A 16,026-nucleotide genomic window follows, 5' to 3' on the forward strand; every position below is an offset into this window, starting at 1 on the left:
CCGGGCCGCGCCGCGAAGGTGCGGCGGGACCCGCCAGGAGGCCGGCCGGGTCAGCCGCGGCGGCGGGTGTCCTCCAGGAAGTGCAGGACGGCCGCGACACGGCGGTCCGTGCGGTCGGTGGGGGGCAGGTCGAGCTTGGCGAAGATGTTACGGATGTGCTTGTGCACGGCGCCGTCGCTGACGACGAGCCGTTCGGCGATGGACGCGTTGCCCAGTCCCTCCGCCATCAGCGCGAGCACGTCCCGCTCGCGGGGGCTCAGCCGCTCCAGCCGGGTGTCGGGCCTGCCACGGGTCAGCAGCTGGGCGACCACCTCCGGGTCGATGGCCGTGCCGCCGTCCGCCACCCGGTGCAGCGCCTCGAGGAACTCCTCGACCCGCCCCACCCGCTCCTTGAGGAGATAGCCGAGCCGGGCGCTGCCCTGCGCGAGCAGATCGCCGGCGAACGCCTGCTCGACGTAGGCGGAGAGCACGAGCACCGCGAGGCCGGGCAGGCGCCGCCGGGCCTCCACCGCCGCGGTGATCCCCTCGTCGGTGTGGGTGGGCGGCATCCGCACGTCGACGATGGCGACGTCGGGCCGCTGCGCGTCCACGGCGTCCAGAAAGCCGCCGGGGTCCTCGGCCGTGGCCACCACGTCCAGGGACTCGGCGCGCAGCAGCAGCGCCAGCCCCTCGCGCAGCAGGGCGTCGTCCTCGGCGATCACGATCCGCATGGCAGGGTCACCTTCAGGGTGGTGGGGCCGCCCCGGGGGCTGGCCAGCTCCAGTGTTCCGTCGTGTGCGTCGACCCGGCGGCGGATGCCGGTGAGCCCGGTCCCGCCCCGCTCGTCGGCGCCGCCGTGGCCGTCGTCGCGGACTTCGACGTACAGCAGGCCGCCCGCCGTGCGGACGGCGACCCACGCCTCACCGGCGCCGCTGTGCCGGGCGATGTTGGTGAGGGCCTCGGCGACCACGAAGTACGCCGTCGCCTCCACCGCCGCCGGGCACCGCGCGGGGACGTCCGCGTCGACCCGGCACGGCACCGGACAGCCGGCCGCCAGCGCGGTGAGGGCGTCGGGCAGGCTCCGGTCGGCGAGGACCGGCGGGAGGATGCCGCGGACGACCGCGCGCAGTTCGGTGAGTGCCTGCTCGGCGGCGTCCTGGGCGCGGTCCAGCAGGGCGGCGGCCTCCTCCGGGTTCCGGGCGAGGGCGCGCCGGGCGGCTCCGAGCAGCACGGTGACCGCGACGACGCGGTTCTGTGTGCCGTCGTGCAACGCCCGTTCCACGCGCCGCAGTTCGATGACGTGGGCGTCCAGCGCGGCCGCCCGCGTGGCGGTGAGTTCGGCGACCCGCAGGACGAGGTCGGTGCCCGCGTCGGGGCGCAGCAGCCGCCGTCCGGGCCATGCCTGGAGGCGGGCGAGGGCGGGGGCGCAGACCAGGACGACGCCGACCAGCGCGGCGCCGACCAGGCTGACGGCCAGGGCGCCGGGCCAGTCCCGGACGGTCCACCAGCCCACGGCGGAGGTGGCCTCGCTCTCCGGCAGGAAGCGCCAGTACAGCGGGAAGCCGATGTCGTGCGCCGCGCTGAGCGGCAGCGTCGCCCCGATCAGCCCGAGAGACAGGCCGAGCACCGTGTGCGTGGCCACCCAGCGGACCTCGCGGCGCACGGCGCGGTCGGTGAGCATCGCCCGGAGTCCTGACGGCAGCGGCGCCGGGCCGACGATCTCCGGACCCCAGCGGGAGAGCCTGCCGCGTTCCCGGTCGGCGACGGCACGCACCGCGTGCAGGGCGGACGGCAGCAGCCACAGGCCCACCCCGACGAGGCAGGCCGCCGCGGTCAGGGCGAGCCACAGCGTCGCGAGCAGGGCGAGCAGTCCCGTGCCCAGGCCCCCGACGAGGTGCTCCAGCGCGTCCAGCGCCGCCCGGGCGCGGGCGGACCCGGCTCGGCGCCGCCCCGACCGTACGTCCGCCGGGCGGTCATGGGTCACCACCATCCGCACCTCCCAGGCACGGAGGATAGAACGCCCGGGTCCCGGCCCGCCGACGCGTCCGGCCGGCGGGCGTTCACGGCCGGGTGGCGCGGGGCGGGTGCGGGCCCGGGCGCGTGTCGGTGCGCTCACTCGCGGACGCCGATGCCCTCGACCGGGGCGGTGCGCAGGATCCGGCCGACCGGGAGCACCGTGGCCAGCAGCGCCACCGCCGCCGTCCCGCCCAGCAGCACCGCCCAGCCGACGGCGGGTACATGGGGTACGCCCGCCCCGGTCACGGCACGGACGACCGAGGTGAGGGTGACGGCGGCGATCCCGGCCCCGATCAGCAGCGCCACGCCCAGCAGACCCGCCTGTTCGGCGTGCACCATCCGCTTGACCTGACCGCGGGTGACGCCGGCCAGGCGCAGCACGGACAACTCCCGGGTGCGGGCCAGCGCGGCCATGGCGAGGGTGTTGGCGGCGGCCAGGAGCGCGTAGCAGGTCAGCACGGCGACGAGCATCTTGTTGAGCCAGCCGCTGACGGCGACGTCCTCGGCGAGTTCGCCGGTCAGAGCGCCGGCGTCCACCAGGGCGCCGCCCGGGTGGCGGCGGGCCAGTCCGGCCAGGTCCCGCTCGGCCCCGGCGTCCGGGGCGGTGCGGACGAGGACCTGGTCGTCGAGGCCGGTGACGGTGTGCCCGGCGAGGGTGTCCCGGTGCAGGGTGACGTCGCCGAAGCCCCAGCCGCGCTCGTACAGGGCGACGACGCGCAGGGTGACGGGGGTGCCGTCGCCGAGCCACAGCCGGGCCCGGTCCCCCAGCCCCCAGCCGGCGGCGTCCGCCCGCGTGGTGGACACGGCGACGGTGTCCTCGCGCAGCTCGCCGAGGCTGCCGGACCGCACCCGCAGGTCCAGCGTCCGTTCCACCCCCGCAGGGTCGATGCCCAGCGCGGGCACGGTCTGCGGCTCCAGCCGGTCGGGCACCACGACCGAGGTGCGGCGCACGCCGGTCACGGCGAGCACGCCGGGGATCCGGCGTGCCTCGGCCGCGGCGGACGCGGGCAGTCCGGCGCCGGCGGTCAGCGCGTACTGGGCGAGGGTGCCCTCACGGCTCTGGGTGACCGTCTGCCGTTCGAGGTTGTCCTGGAGGAACCAGACGGTGCCGCCGAGGCCGACGGACAGCACCAGCGCGGTGAGCACGGCGACCATGCCGCGGGCGTTGGCGCGCAGGTTGGCGGCGGCGAGATACCCGCTGTTCCCCCACACGGCACGCAGCACGGGCCCGAGCAGCCGCGCCGCCCCCTGGTTGATCCAGGGCGCGAGCAGGGCGACGCCCAGCACGAAGGTGTAGAGCATGCCCGTCGCGGCGCCCAGCGCGGTCTGCCCGTCGGCGGCGCCGGTGAGGACGGTCAGCGAGGCCGCCCCGACGAGGCACGCCAGACCGCTCACCAGGCGCGCCCTGCTGCCGGGGCCGGGTTCCACGGCCGCCTCCCCGAGCGCCTCGGTGGGGCGGATCCGGGTCACGCGCAGTGCGGCGGCCCAGGCGGACAGCAGCGCCACGGCGGCGACGGCCACGGTGACGGCCGCGGCGGACAGCACCCCGCCCTGGACGGCGAAGGCCTCCGGCACGAAGCCGCGGGCGACGAGTGCGTCGCGGACCAGGCCGGTGGCGAACAGCCCGGCCGGGACACCGACGACGGCGGCGAGCAGGCCGAGGAGGCCGACCTCCGCGAGCAGCATCAGCCGCACCTGGCCCGGGGTGGCGGCGACGGCCCGCAGCAGGGCGAGGTCACGCCGCCGGTGCCGTACGGACAGGCCGACGGTCCCGGCGACCACGAAGCCGGCGATCGCGGCCGCGTAGCCGGCGAACGCGCCGCCGGCGCCGAGCGTGAGGGACCGCGCGGTGGCGCCCTCGGGCTCGGCGGCCAGTCCGCGTGCGTCACCGGTGTACGCGGTGGCGCCCGCGGCGCCCGCGGTCCGGCGTACGGCGGCGAGGACGGTGTCCCGGTCGGCGTCCGGTGCGGTGAGGACACCCACGGCGTCGAAGCGGCCCGGGTGCGGGTCCAACGCGGCGGCGTGGGCGTCGGTGAAGAACAGCGCCGCGGATCCGCTCGCCGTCCCGCCCGCGTCGACGACACCGCTGACCCGGTAGGTGCGGCTCACGCCGCCGGTGACCACCTCGGTGGTCCCGCCGGGGGCGAGCCCGGTGCCGTCGGCGATCCGGGCGTCGACGGCGACGTCCCGGTCCGAGCGGGGCGGACCGCCGTCCACCAGCCGGTACGGGGCGAGCGCCGCGCTCGACCAGCCGTGACCGGTGGTCGGCAGCTCCGGGGCGGCCGTCGTGGCCACCACGAGACGGCGGTCGCCCACCGCGCGGGCCACACCAGGCACCTGGGCCAGCTCGGCGGCCAGTGCCTCGGGGACGCTGCCCCGTTCGGGCAGGACCACGGTCGTCCGCTCGGTCTCGCCGAACACCGTCGGCCCGTCGACGGTCAGGTCCCGGTCGGCGACCACGGCGACCGCCGCCCCGTAGCCCCGCGGATCGCCCGTGTACCGCCACCCGGACTCCATGAGCAGGGCGCACGTCGTCAGGACGGCGACCCCGAGGGCGAGGGCGACGAAGGTGGCGAGGAAGCCGCTCTTGCGGTACCGCAGCGTCTGCGCGGCCAGTCGGAGCACGCGTCAGCCCTCCCGGCTCGCCGCGGGCCGCCGGCGACCCGGCATCGCGAGCTGTTCGGCGATCCGCTCGGGACCGGACCGTTCCAGGTCCCGGACGATCCGCCCGTCGGCCAGGATCAGCACGCGGTCGGCGTAGGAGGCCGCGACCGGGTCGTGGGTGACCATCACGACGGTCTGCCCGTACTGGTCGACGGCGGACCGCAGCAGGTCGAGGACGGCGGCGGCGGAGCGGGTGTCGAGGGCTCCGGTGGGCTCGTCGCAGAAGATCACCTCCGGCCGGGCGACCAGGGCCCGGGCGATCGCCACGCGCTGCTGCTGGCCGCCGGAGAGCTGTGCGGGCCGGTGCCCCAGCCGCTCGCCCAGGCCGACCCGCCGGACCACCTCGTCGACCCAGGCGGGGTCGGGCCGCCGGCCCGACAGCCGGCACGGCAGCAGGATGTTCTGCTCCACGTTCAGCGTGCCCACCAGGTTGAACGCCTGGAACACGAAACCGACCCGGCCGCGCCGCAGTTCGGTGAGCCGCTTCTCCGACATCGACGACAGGTCGGTGTCCCCGATCCGCACCCGCCCGGAGTCCGGCCGGTCCAGCCCGGCCGCGCAGTGCAGCAGCGTGCTCTTGCCGGATCCGGAGGGCCCCATCACGGCGGTCGCGGTGCCGCGCGGGAACACGGCGCTCACGTCGTCGAGCGCCACGACCGGCTGTTCACCGCCGTAGGTCCTGCGCACGCGCTCGAGGCAGACGGCGACGCCGTCCGGGGTCGGTGACATGGTGGGGCCTTCCGGGTGAAGCTTGCGGGACCCCACCGACGCTAGGGCGGCGGCGGCCCGCCGCCCATGCAGCCGGCTACCGGCTTCAGGTGGTGCAGGCGCTACCGTCCGGGGCGCCGGTGCCCGAGTGGTGACCTCCGTGGGGCGCGCGTACGGTCGAACGGTGGACTCCCGGAAGGGCGACCCGATATGACCGAAAGTCCGCGACCGGCGGCCTCCGCGCAGGAAACCGCCAAGGGCGGCCGCGGCGGCGGCAACGCGATGGCCCTGTTCGTCATCGCCTCGTGTCAGCTGATGGTGGTGCTCGACATCACCATCGTGAACATCGCGCTACCGCACATCCAGCGCGACCTGGACTTCTCGACCACCGGCCTGTCGTGGGTGGTCAACGCCTACACCCTCACGTTCGGCGGCCTGTTGCTGCTGGGCGGCCGGGCCGGTGACATCCTCGGCAGGCGGCGGGTGTTCATCTTCGGTGTGCTGCTCTTCGTGCTGGCGTCGCTGCTGGGCGGGCTGGCGCAGAACTCCGGTCAGTTGCTGGCGGCCCGGGCGCTGCAGGGCGTGGGCGGCGCCATCGCCTCCCCGACCTCCCTCGCGCTGATCAGCACGACCTTCCGTGAGGGGCCGGAACGCAACCGCGCCTTCGGCGTGTTCGCCGCGGTGTCGGCGGGCGGCGGCGCGATCGGACTGCTGGCGGGCGGCATCCTCGTCGAGTGGCTGAACTGGCGGTGGGTGCTGTTCGTCAACGTCCCCATCGGTCTGCTCATCGCCTTCGCCGCCCCGCGCTGGATCAAGGAGTCCGAACGTCACCCGGGCCGTTTCGACTTCACCGGCGCGCTGATGTCCACCGCGGGCATGGTGCTGCTGGTCTACGGGTTCATCAGGGCCGGACAGGACGGCTGGCGGGACCCGCTCACCCTGGCCTCGTTCGCGGTGGCGGTCGTCGTGCTCGTGGGGTTCGTCATGGTCGAGCGGAGATCACGGCAGCCGATCACGCCGTTGCACATGTTCGCGGACCGCAACCGCGCGGGCACCTACGGGATCATGCTGTGCCTGGCGGCGGCGCTGTTCGGCATGTTCTTCTTCCTGACGCTGTTCGTGCAGAACGTACTGGGGTTCAGCCCCCTGCGGGCCGGTCTCGCCTTCCTCCCGGTGAGCGCGGTCATCGCGATCGGGGCCGGGCTGGCCTCACGGTTCCTGCCGGTGTACGGGCCCAAGCCGTTCATGGTGGGCGGCGGTCTCCTGGCGGCGGCGGGCCTGGGCTGGCTGACCCTCACCGACGTGCACTCCACCTACGCGGGCAGTGTGCTCGGGCCGATGCTGGTGTTCAGCCTCGGCATGGGCATGGAGTTCGTGTCGCTGACCCTGATGGCGCTCTCCGACGTGCCCGTGCAGGAGACCGGCGCCGCCTCGGGTCTGCTCAACGCCACCCAGCAGGTCGGCGGCTCCCTGGGGCTGTCCATCCTGGTGACGATGTACGGCACGGCCAGCCGGAACGAGTCGGAGAAACAGGTCCCGCGCTTCCTGGAACAGGCGACCCCGGCCGAACGGCTGCAGTTCCAGCGCACGGGCGAACTGCCCGCGCCGTGGGGCGCCGAGGTGCTCACCTCCGGGGTCTCCGCCGCGTTCGTCACGGCGGCGGTCTTCGCCGGCCTGGCCGCGCTGATCGCGATGGTGGCGATCCAGGTCCGTCCCTCGGACCTGGAACGCCTCCAGGGCGGCGGGGCGGGCGCCCCGCCGGGGTGAGGGCCACGCAGAACGGCCGGCGTGGCGCGCGCGGCGAGCGGTTCTCGTCGCGCGGTCAGCGCCACTCGCGGGGCAGTCGCAGGTCGGCGACGACCGGACGGTGGTCCGACGCGTCGGTCTCCGGGGTGCGGGCACCGGTCACGCCGACGCCGTGCGAGACAGTGATCAGGTCGATGCGCTTCTCCGGTTCGATCGCCGGGTAGGTGGCGCCGGCGTCCGGTGCGGCGTCCCGCAGGGTGCGCCACAGCGGCGCCAACTCGGGTGCGGACGCCTCGGCGTTGAAGTCACCGACCAGGATCCGCGGCCCCCGGTCGGCGGCCAGCACCTCCAGCATGTCGTCCACCTGGGCCGCGCGGATCGACGGGTCGGCCCGGTAGTCGAGGTGCGTGGTGTAGATGTGCGTGCGGACGCCCTTCACCCGGATCACCACCTCGGCGAAGCCCGGCGCCGGGGCGGGCACCGGGTCGGGGGTCTGGGTGGACAGCCGGGTGATCTCGTGGTTCTCGGTGTTCAGCACCGGGTGGCGGCTCAGTACGGCCACCCCGTACTGCCGGCGTTCGCCGCCCTCGACGGCCGGGTCGAGGTCGTAGATCGGCGCGAAGAACACCCGCATGCGCAGCTTCCCGGCGAGCGCGCGGGCCTCGTCGGCGAAGGCGCTGCGGTCGCCCCAGTGCACGTCGACCTCCTGGAGCCCGATGACGTCGGCGCGCAGGCCGCGCAGGGCGGCGGCGGTGCGGTCGAGGTCGAAGACCTGGTCCTCCCCCGCCCCCGCGTGGATGTTGTACGTCGCCACACGGAGTGGCACGGAACCGGACGCGGGTGCCTCTTCCCCCGCGGCGGCCGGTGCCGCGGTGAGCGACAGGACGGCGGCGAGGAGCACGGTGACGGCGCGGGCGGGGCGGACGGGACGTCTGGGACCGGGCAGCATGCCTTCTCCTGTGCGCGGGCGCGCTGTTGACGACGGGTCGGTGCGTCATCGCATGGAAGCACAGGCGGGCCCGGCGGCCGAGTGCCTTGGCCGATCTTTTCCCCGCGCGTGAGCCCCGTGGTCGCGGAACCCCCGTTGCTCACCGACGTTCTGACGGGCGGTCGCCTGCGGTGACCGTGCGGATGAGCGCCAGGACGGTGTCGGTCGTGTGCTCCAGGTGACTGCGGCCGTCGGGGCGGTGGGAGCGGGGGCTGATGTAACTGCGGCTGCCCAGGTGGGTGGCAGGGTCCATCCGGTGCACCGTGATCCGTCCGGTGCGCCGGGCCCGGTTCCAGTCGCTGCGCCGCAGCAGGGGCCAGCGCTGGGGGAACAGCCAGGTGCCGACCCGTTCGATCCGGTCGTGGGTACTGGTGAGCTGGTGAAGGTGCAGGGCGTCGGAGAGGTCGTTGGCGCCGTTGTGGAAGCCGCCGAGGGTGATCAGCAGCAGCGGGGCGCGCAGTTGGGCGTGGAGTTCGGGTACGGCGCCGGTGGCGACCTGGGCGCCGCCACTGTAGCTGAGCAGCACGACGGGGACGCCGCTGTGCGGCCGGTATCCGGCCCGCCGCAGCTGGCCGGCGATCTGGGCACCTACGGCGCGGTTGTAGAGGGGGCGGTAGCGGCGGTCGGCGGCCACGAAGATCTGCATGACGTTGTGCAGGAACAGCAGCAGTCCGGCGTGCCTGCGGATGCGCACCCACACCGGCCGGTCGGCGAGGGGGGCGGCCAGCGGCGAGTACGGCTGCACCTGTCCGAGCACCCGCAGTTCCGGGGCGGCGGCGATCAGGGCCTTGACCAGTTGGCCGCCGTCGCGCGTGTCGGTGAAGCGCCGTTTGCCGATGCCGTCCAGGTAGACCAGGTAGGCGGCGGGCGGACGGTCGGGGTCCGCGCCCCGGGCGTAGGGCACGCCGGGCGGGAGGTCGGTGACGGGGGTGCGCCAGCCGGCGGTGTACAGCATCACCTCGTAGCGGGCGAGCAGCGCCTCGACGAGCAGGAGCGGCCCCAGCACCAGGGCGACGAGCGGGAACCAGGTCATCATGCCGGCAGCCTCCGCGTCCCGCTCGTGCCGATCCGCCCGACGAGACGCCGTACCGCCTCGACGGCCGCGGCGAGTCCGACCCCCGCGACGGCCACGCAGCCCGCGGCGGCCCAGCCGCCCACGCCGGTCGCCGCGGCGACCGGGCCGACCAGCCCGGCCCCGACGCCGGTCAGCAGCATCAGGTGCAGCAGCGGGCCGAGCAGGGGGAACGCGATGACGGCGCCGAGCAGCATCGGCGCGACCTGTGCGGCCGTCCAGCCGGGCGCGGCGGCGGACGCGGTGGCGTGCGGCAGCATCTCGGCGAGGGTCCATGCGGTGAGCGGCCACAGCGCGATCACGGCGCTCTCCACCGCGGTGCCGGTGAGCAGCAGCCCAGCCACGACCGGGGGCGACACCGCCCGGCGGCGGGCCACCAGGGGCAGGATCCGCCCGGCCGCCTCGGAGAGCCCGGCGAGCAGCACCAGGGCGACGACGAGGGGTGACATGGTTCAGTGCTCCCGCTCCTGTGAGGGTTTCGTCCGGGGTCCGTCCGCCGGGGCCGGCCCGCGCAGCCGGGACTCGATCTCGTCGGCGGCGCGGCGGTGGCCGCCGGCCTGGCGCTGGGCGGTGCGCAGGGCGGCGGCCCGCTGCCGGAAGCGCGGCTCGGTGAGCAGGCGGCGGGCCAGGGTGCGCACCGTCGCGTCGGTGGCGTCCTCGGGGCGGACGGCCAGCCCCGCGCCGAGTTCCACGACCCGGCGGGCCACCTGCGGCTGGTCCGCTCCCTGCGGCACCACCAGCACGGGGACGCCCGCGTGGAGGGCCTCGTTGACACTGTTCATGCCCCCGTGGGTGACGAACAGCGCGGCCTTGTCCAGTACGTCGGACTGCGGGACGAAGCGGCGGGCGAGCACGTTGTCCGGGAGCGCGCCGAGGTCCGCCGGGTCGGTGCGTCCGGTGGCGACGACCACGGTGCCGCCGAGCGGCGCGAGTGCGGTGGCGAACCCCCGCAGCGCCCGCGGCCCGGCGTCGAACACCGTGCCCAGGGAGGCGTAAAGGACCGGGGGCCGCAGGTCGTCGAGGGGGAAGGTGGGATCGTGCGGGCGGGCGCCGACGCTGGGGCCCACGAAGCGGTAGGTGCGGGCGAAGGAGCCGGCGCCGGGCTGGAAGGCGCGGGAGGTGAAGACCAGGTTGAGCGGTTGCGTTATGTTCACCAGGTCGACCAGCGGCAGCCCGCGGGTGCGGTGGCGGCGGGCGAGCAGTGCTCGCGCCCGTGCGTAGCCCAGAAGGCTGCGGGGCCGGGTGAGGGCCTCCGCCAGCAGCCCGGCCGAGGCGCGTGTCGGGCTGGGGGCGCCGGGGCCGAACGCCATGGTGGTGAACACCGACACCGCGGGTACGCCGAGTTCGCTCGCGGCGACCGGGCCCCAGGGGCACGCGGCGCCGTGGACGATCAGGTCGGGCCGGATCCGCCGCAGGTCGCGGAGCACGGACGGCAGCAGTTCGACGGCGGTGCGGGCGAGTTGCTCCAGCAGCGTGACGGGGGTCGGCGGACCGGCGAGCGGCGGGCCGTCCCCGGCGTAGCGATGCGCGACGGCGCCGGCGGCGGCCGTCTCCTCCTCGAACGCGGCGGTGGTGTGGTACGTGACGGCGTGGCCGCGGCGCACCAGTTCGGCCACGACGGGCAGCGTGGGGTTGATGTGCCCGCGCAGCGGGACGTTGAGGAACGCGATGGTGCTCATCGTGCGGCCCCCGCACCGTGGTCGCACCGGCCGCCGCGACCGCGCCGGTCCGGCGGGCACCCGGCACCGGCACGCCTGGGACCGGTCACGCTCCCGGGCGGCGGCGTCGCGGGCCGGGGAAGGTCTCGCAGACCCGAGCCACTCATCGTTTCGTCCTCTCTCCTCACTCGGTCGACGCGTTCGCGTTCTCCTCATGGACCGGACAGCCGTCCCGTCTGTGACAGCGCTTGCCGGGGCGGCATCGCGCGGGGGGCCGGGGGGACGTGTCGGGCGTCACGGCGCGCGCTGTCACAACGCGGGACGCGGGCCGGTCGTACGGGGTGAGCGGCCGGCAGGCGCCGCCGCCGGGCAGCCGGCGGGGACGACGGGCCGCCCCGGGGCGTGTGCCCCGCACCCCGCCCCTGTGTGACTCGAAGGAAGCGCCATGAGTGACCCGTTCCGGCTCCCGGAGCCCTCCGCGGCGAGCGAGCTCGACCAACTGCCCGACCGTGACGCCGAGGAGACCGCCGAGTGGCGGGCGTCCCTCGACGCGGTCGTGCGGAACGCGGGTCCGGACCGGGCCGTGTACCTGCTGCGCCGGGTGCACGAGCACGCCGCCCGGTCGGGGCTGACCGTGCCCGGCCTGCTGACCACCGACCACATCAACACCGTCCCGGCGTGGGCGCAGCCGGACTTCCCCGGCGACCTCGCGACGGAGTCCCGGATCACCGCGTGGAACCGGTGGAACGCGGCGGCGATGGTGAGCCGCGGCTCCGCCCTGGGCCTCGGCGGTCACATCTCCACGTACGCCTCCGCGGCCTGGCTGTACGAGATCGGGTTCAACCACTTCTTCCGCGGCAAGGACGGCGACGGCTCCGGCGACCAGCTGTTCCTGCAGGGACACGCCTCGCCCGGCGTCTACGCCCGAGCCTTCCTCGAAGGGCGCCTCGACGAACGCCACCTGGCGGGGTTCCGGCGTGAGGCCGACGGCCACGGGCTGCCGTCCTACCCGCACCCCCGGCGGCTGCCGTGGCTGTGGGAGTTCCCGACCGTGTCCATGGGCCTCGGCCCTCTCGCAGCGATCCACCAGGCCAGGTTCAACCGCTATCTGCACCACCGGGGCATCAAGGACACCTCCGCCTCCCGAGTGTGGGCGTTCCTCGGCGACGGCGAGATGGACGAGCCCGAGTCGACCGCGGCACTGGCGCTCGCGGCCCGCGAGGGGCTGGACAACCTCACCTTCGTCGTCAACTGCAACCTGCAGAAGCTGGACGGCCCGGTGCGGTCCGGCACCCAGATCGTGCGGGAGCTCGAGGCGCGGTTCCGCGGGGCGGGCTGGAACGTGGTCAAGTCGCTGTGGGGCGAGGCCTGGGACCCGTTGTTCCGGCAGGACACCGACGGCTCCCTGGTACGCCGGCTCGGCGAGGTGCCGGACGCCCAGCTGCAGACGTACGCGGCGCGGGACGCCTCCTACGTCCGCGAGCACTTCTTCACCGGCGACACCCTCTCCGGTGTCGCGGCCGGGCTCGACGACGACCGGCTGGCCGACCTGTTCGGCTCCTCGCGCGGCGGCCACGAACCGCTCAAGGTGTACGCCGCCTACCGCAGGGCGGTCGAGCACCGGGGAGCACCCACCGTGGTCCTCGTGCAGACGGTGAAGGGGCACACGCTGGGCCCGGACTTCGCCTCGCGCAACGCCAACCACCAGATGAAGAAGCTGACCACGGCGCAGTTCCGCGAGCTGCGCGACCGGCTGGACCTGCCGATCCCCGACCGTGCGCTGGACGGCGACCAGGTGCCGCTGTGGCACCCGGGCGAGGACGCCCCCGAGGTGCGCTACCTGCGCGAGCGGCGCGCCGCCCTGGGCGGACCGGCCCCCGAGCGCAGGGTCGTGGCGCGGCCCCTGCCGCAGCCGCCGTCGGCCGCCTTCGAGGCGCTGCGGAAGGGCTTCGGCAAGCAGGAGGTGGCGACCACCATGGCGCTGGTCCGGCTCGTCAAGGACCTGATGCGGGACAAGGAAACGGGGCACCGCTGGGTGCCGATCGTCCCGGACGAGGCCCGCACCTTCGGCATGGAGTCGCTGTTCCCGACGGCGGGCATCTACGCGCCCGAGGGGCAGAGCTACGAACCGGTCGACGCCGGCCAGTTGCTCCGGTACCGGGAGGCGAAGGACGGACAGCTCATCGACGAGGGCATCACCGAGGCGGGTTCGCTGGCCGAGTTCACGGCGGCGGCGACCTCGTACGCCACGCACGGCGAGCCGATGATCCCGCTGTACATCTTCTACGCCATGTTCGGCTTCCAGCGCACCGGTGACCAGTTCTGGGCGCTGGCCGACCAGTTGGGGCGCGGCTTCGTCGTCGGCGCGACGGCCGGGCGTACCACGATGACGGGCGAGGGCCTGCAGCACGCCGACGGGCACTCGCACCTGCTGGCGTCCACCAATCCGGCGGCGGTCAGCTACGACCCGGCCTTCGCCTACGAGATCGCGGTGATCGTCCGGGAAGGGCTGCGTCGGATGTACGGCGAGCGGCCCGAGGACGTCTTCTACTACCTCACCGTGTACAACGAGTCGAAGCGGCAGCCGCCCATGCCGTCCGGCCCGTCGGTGGAGCAGGGCATCCTGCGCGGCATCTACCGCTACCGGGAGGCCCCCTCGCCGGAGGCCGCGCCGCGGATCCAGCTGCTGTCGTCGGGGACGGCGATCCACTGGGCGCTTGCCGCGCAGGAGTTGCTGGCGTCGGAGTGGGGGGTGCGGGCCGACGTGTGGTCGGTGACCTCCTGGACGGAGCTGCGCCGTGACGCGCTGCTCGCCGACGAGGCGCGGCTGCGCGGGGAGGAGCGCGTCCCGTACGTGACGCGTGCGCTCGCGGGGGCGCCGGGTCCGGTGCTGGCCGTCAGTGACTGGATGCGGCAGGTGCCGGACCAGATCAGCCAGTGGGTCGAGCAGGACTACGCGTCCCTGGGCACGGACGGTTTCGGCCTGAGCGACACCCGGGAGGCGGTGCGGCGCCACTTCCGCGTCGACCCCGGCTCGATCGTCGTGGCGGCCCTGGACCGGCTGGCCCGCGCCGGGGAGGTCTCCCCCGCGACGGTCGCCCGGGCCAGGGCCCGTCACGGGTGGGAGGAGGGGAGCGGGACGCTGCCCGGAACCACCAGGTGACACGGTGTGTCGGGTGCGTCCGGGTGCCGTGCGGGGCGCCCGGGCCGCGGACGCACCCGGTGGAGGCGGCGCGTAGCATGGTGATCCCGGAGCCGGAAGGACGACCATGGACGCTCGGGACGAGGCGGATTCCCTTGAGCGGGCGACGGAGGACTTCCTCACGGCCCGTCCGCAGCTGTTCGGGATCGCGTACCGGGTGCTCGGCAGTTCCGCGGAGGCGGAGGACGTCCTCCAGGAGACCTGGGTTCGGTGGCAGAACACCGACCGGTCCGGCGTCAAGGAACCGACCGCCTTCCTGACCACGATCACCGCGCGGCTCGCGATCAACGTGGCGCAGTCCGCGCGGGTGCGGCGCGAGTCGTACGTCGGTCCGTGGCTGCCCGAGCCGGTCGACACCCGGCACGACCCGCAGCTGGGCGCGGAGCGGGCCGAGGCGCTGGAGATGGCGGTGCTGCTCCTGCTGGAGAAGCTGAACCCGGTGGAGCGCGCCGCCTATGTGCTCCGGGAGGCCTTCGACTACCCGTACCGGCAGGTCGCGGAGATCCTGGAGACCAGCGAGGCCAACACCCGGCAGCTGGTGAGCCGCGCGCGCAAGCATCTGGTGGCCGAGCGCAAGGAGCCGGTCAGTCCCGCCGATCACCGGCGGCTCCTCGAGGTGTTCCTCGCGGCGGCGCAGACGGGCGACCTGCGGGTGCTGGAGGACGTCCTGGCCGCCGACGTCGTCAGCTACGCCGACGGCGGCGGCATCCGCGGCGCCTCGCGCATCCCGGTGGTCGGGCGGCCGCACGTGTCGAAGTACCTGGCCGCCTTCGCGCCCCGCTTCTGGCCGCCGGCCGAGACCCGCTGGGTGGAGGCCAACGGGCGCCCGGCCGTCCTCGTCACGGCGGGCGGCAGCCCGGTGGCCCTGCTGTCCGTCGACGCGTCCGCGGACGGCATCGACCGGATCATGTGGGTGATGAACCCGGAGAAGCTGGCGCCGTACGTGGAGTCGATCAGCGCCTGACCGTCCCGGCGCGCGGGCGGGCGGCTCCGTCCGGTGCGGGCGGGTCCGTGCGGTGCGGGCGGGTCCGTGCGGTGCGGGCGGGTCCGTGCGGTGCGGGCGGCTCCGTCCGGTGCGGGCGGCTCCGTCCGGTGCGGGCGGGTCCGTGCGGTGCGGGCGGGTCCGTGCGGCGACGCGCGGTTCCCTCCTTGCGAGGGCGGGTCTGTCCGGCACGGGCGGCTCCGTCCGGTGCCGGTGGGTCCGTCCGGCGACGCGAGGTTCCCTCCTCGCGCAGGCGGCTCCGTCCGGTGCGGGCGGTCCCGCGCCGTGTCGTTCGGGTCTTCCTCGGTGCGCGCTGTCACAACGCGGGACGCGCGTTCCGCCCTCGAAGGCGGCGTGTCACAGGCGGGTGATCCTTTCTGTCTGGTGGGTGACCCGCAGGACCACCGAGAGGCAGGATCATGACCGGACGCACCGTGTCCGTCCGTGAGGGCGGGCGCCTGGCCCGCTCCATCACGGTCGGACCGCATCTGCTGACCGCGGACGAACCCGAACCGCTGAGCTCGGACACCGGCCCCACCCCCGGGGAACTGCTTCTGGCCGCCCTCGGGTCGTGCACCTCGATGGCCGTCCGCGCGTACGCGGGACGGCAGGGCTGGCGGCTCGACCACGTCGGCGTGGACGTGCGGTTCGGCCCGCGCGGCCAGATCGTCAAGCACGTCAGGCTGACCGGCGAACTGGAGCCCTCCCAGGTGGAGCGGCTGCTGAAGGTGGCCGGCCGCTGCCCGGTGCAGCGCCTGATCACGGGGGACGTGTCGGTGGCCACCGTGCCCACGGTGGTGACGACGGTGCGCCGGATCGCGGCGCCCAGGCCGCTGCCCGAGTGACGCGGAGGTGGGCGGCGCGCAGCAGGTGCGCGGCGAGGTGCCCGCGCACCCGCCGTCGCGCGCCGGACGGCGGGTGCGCGCCCGTACACGAGTCGCGCGCCCGTACACGAGTCGCCCGGGGCTCGCGGCGGGCGCATGCTGGGAGGGCGTGCGCGGCGCCGAGGTG

General features: G+C 75.0%; 12 protein-coding genes. 4 read left to right on the plus strand and 8 right to left on the minus strand.

Annotated elements, in window-relative coordinates; all coding sequences use genetic code 11:
• Positions 1-50: 50 nt before the first annotated feature.
• The 4 genes from B100_RS0128395 to B100_RS0128410 form a co-directional block, all read right to left on the minus strand.
• Entirely contained in the window at positions 51-710 is a 660-nt protein-coding gene (locus tag B100_RS0128395) for a response regulator transcription factor (protein ID WP_024887791.1), read from the minus strand.
• Entirely contained in the window at positions 698-1,969 is a 1,272-nt protein-coding gene (locus B100_RS0128400) for a sensor histidine kinase (protein ID WP_024887792.1), read from the minus strand. The genes B100_RS0128395 and B100_RS0128400 overlap by 13 nt, the downstream gene beginning before the upstream one ends.
• A 122-nt stretch (positions 1,970-2,091) precedes the next feature.
• On the minus strand, positions 2,092-4,620 hold the full coding sequence (locus B100_RS0128405; RefSeq protein ID WP_024887793.1) for an FtsX family ABC transporter permease: 2,529 nt from the start codon (positions 4,618-4,620) through the stop codon (positions 2,092-2,094).
• A gap of 3 nt (positions 4,621-4,623) precedes the next feature.
• Positions 4,624-5,388 carry an ABC transporter ATP-binding protein gene (locus B100_RS0128410; protein WP_024887794.1) on the minus strand — a complete coding sequence of 255 codons (765 nt, stop codon included), beginning with the start codon at positions 5,386-5,388 and terminating at the stop codon, positions 4,624-4,626.
• A 261-nt stretch (positions 5,389-5,649) separates the two neighbouring features.
• Between B100_RS0128410 and B100_RS0128415 the strand changes: the two genes are divergently transcribed.
• Positions 5,650-7,134: an MFS transporter gene (locus tag B100_RS0128415; protein ID WP_024887795.1), complete on the plus strand. Its 1,485-nt coding sequence runs from the start codon at positions 5,650-5,652 to the stop codon at positions 7,132-7,134.
• A 55-nt stretch (positions 7,135-7,189) separates the two neighbouring features.
• Here the strand turns inward: B100_RS0128415 and B100_RS0128420 are convergent, their stop codons facing one another.
• The 4 genes from B100_RS0128420 to B100_RS0128435 all read right to left on the minus strand — a co-directional run bounded on the left by B100_RS0128420 (position 7,190) and on the right by B100_RS0128435 (position 10,852).
• Complete coding sequence (locus tag B100_RS0128420; RefSeq protein ID WP_024887796.1) at positions 7,190-8,062, minus strand: endonuclease/exonuclease/phosphatase family protein; 873 nt, start codon at positions 8,060-8,062, stop codon at positions 7,190-7,192.
• A gap of 139 nt (positions 8,063-8,201) precedes the next feature.
• On the minus strand, positions 8,202-9,137 hold the full coding sequence (locus tag B100_RS0128425) for a hypothetical protein (protein WP_486585713.1): 936 nt from the start codon (positions 9,135-9,137) through the stop codon (positions 8,202-8,204).
• Positions 9,134-9,622 carry a hypothetical protein gene (locus tag B100_RS0128430; protein ID WP_024887798.1) on the minus strand — a complete coding sequence of 163 codons (489 nt, stop codon included), beginning with the start codon at positions 9,620-9,622 and terminating at the stop codon, positions 9,134-9,136. Before B100_RS0128430 ends, B100_RS0128425 begins: the two co-directional genes overlap by 4 nt.
• Before the next feature lie 3 nt (positions 9,623-9,625).
• Positions 9,626-10,852, minus strand: a complete 1,227-nt coding sequence (locus tag B100_RS0128435; protein WP_024887799.1) for a macrolide family glycosyltransferase — start codon at positions 10,850-10,852, stop codon at positions 9,626-9,628.
• 424 nt (positions 10,853-11,276) lie between these two features.
• On the opposite strand from B100_RS0128435, the gene aceE reads away from it, so the two are divergent.
• The 3 genes from aceE to B100_RS0128450 all read left to right on the plus strand — a co-directional run bounded on the left by aceE (position 11,277) and on the right by B100_RS0128450 (position 15,860).
• Positions 11,277-13,994 carry a pyruvate dehydrogenase (acetyl-transferring), homodimeric type gene (aceE, locus tag B100_RS0128440; RefSeq protein ID WP_024887800.1) on the plus strand — a complete coding sequence of 906 codons (2,718 nt, stop codon included), beginning with the start codon at positions 11,277-11,279 and terminating at the stop codon, positions 13,992-13,994.
• 106 nt (positions 13,995-14,100) lie between these two features.
• Complete coding sequence (locus B100_RS0128445; RefSeq protein ID WP_024887801.1) at positions 14,101-14,997, plus strand: RNA polymerase sigma-70 factor; 897 nt, start codon at positions 14,101-14,103, stop codon at positions 14,995-14,997.
• A gap of 437 nt (positions 14,998-15,434) precedes the next feature.
• A complete protein-coding gene (locus B100_RS0128450) occupies positions 15,435-15,860 on the plus strand; it encodes an OsmC family protein (protein ID WP_024887802.1) in 426 nt (141 codons plus the stop codon).
• Positions 15,861-16,026 lie beyond the last annotated feature (166 nt).

Source organism: Streptomyces sp. CNH189 (assembly GCF_000527195.1).

Excerpts from the sequence above, each read along its gene's own strand:
- B100_RS0128395 (WP_024887791.1), bottom strand. The coding sequence starts at position 710 with ATGCGGATCGTGATCGCCGAGGACGACGCCCTGCTGCGCGAGGGGCTG.
- B100_RS0128400 (WP_024887792.1), bottom strand. The coding sequence starts at position 1,969 with ATGGTGGTGACCCATGACCGCCCGGCGGACGTACGGTCGGGGCGGCGC.
- B100_RS0128410 (WP_024887794.1), bottom strand. The coding sequence starts at position 5,388 with ATGTCACCGACCCCGGACGGCGTCGCCGTCTGCCTCGAGCGCGTGCGC.
- B100_RS0128415 (WP_024887795.1), top strand. The coding sequence starts at position 5,650 with ATGGCCCTGTTCGTCATCGCCTCGTGTCAGCTGATGGTGGTGCTCGAC.
- B100_RS0128420 (WP_024887796.1), bottom strand. The coding sequence starts at position 8,062 with ATGCTGCCCGGTCCCAGACGTCCCGTCCGCCCCGCCCGCGCCGTCACC.
- B100_RS0128425 (WP_486585713.1), bottom strand. The coding sequence starts at position 9,137 with ATGATGACCTGGTTCCCGCTCGTCGCCCTGGTGCTGGGGCCGCTCCTG.
- B100_RS0128430 (WP_024887798.1), bottom strand. The coding sequence starts at position 9,622 with ATGTCACCCCTCGTCGTCGCCCTGGTGCTGCTCGCCGGGCTCTCCGAG.
- B100_RS0128435 (WP_024887799.1), bottom strand. The coding sequence starts at position 10,852 with ATGAGCACCATCGCGTTCCTCAACGTCCCGCTGCGCGGGCACATCAAC.
- aceE (WP_024887800.1), top strand. The coding sequence starts at position 11,277 with ATGAGTGACCCGTTCCGGCTCCCGGAGCCCTCCGCGGCGAGCGAGCTC.
- B100_RS0128445 (WP_024887801.1), top strand. The coding sequence starts at position 14,101 with ATGGACGCTCGGGACGAGGCGGATTCCCTTGAGCGGGCGACGGAGGAC.
- B100_RS0128450 (WP_024887802.1), top strand. The coding sequence starts at position 15,435 with ATGACCGGACGCACCGTGTCCGTCCGTGAGGGCGGGCGCCTGGCCCGC.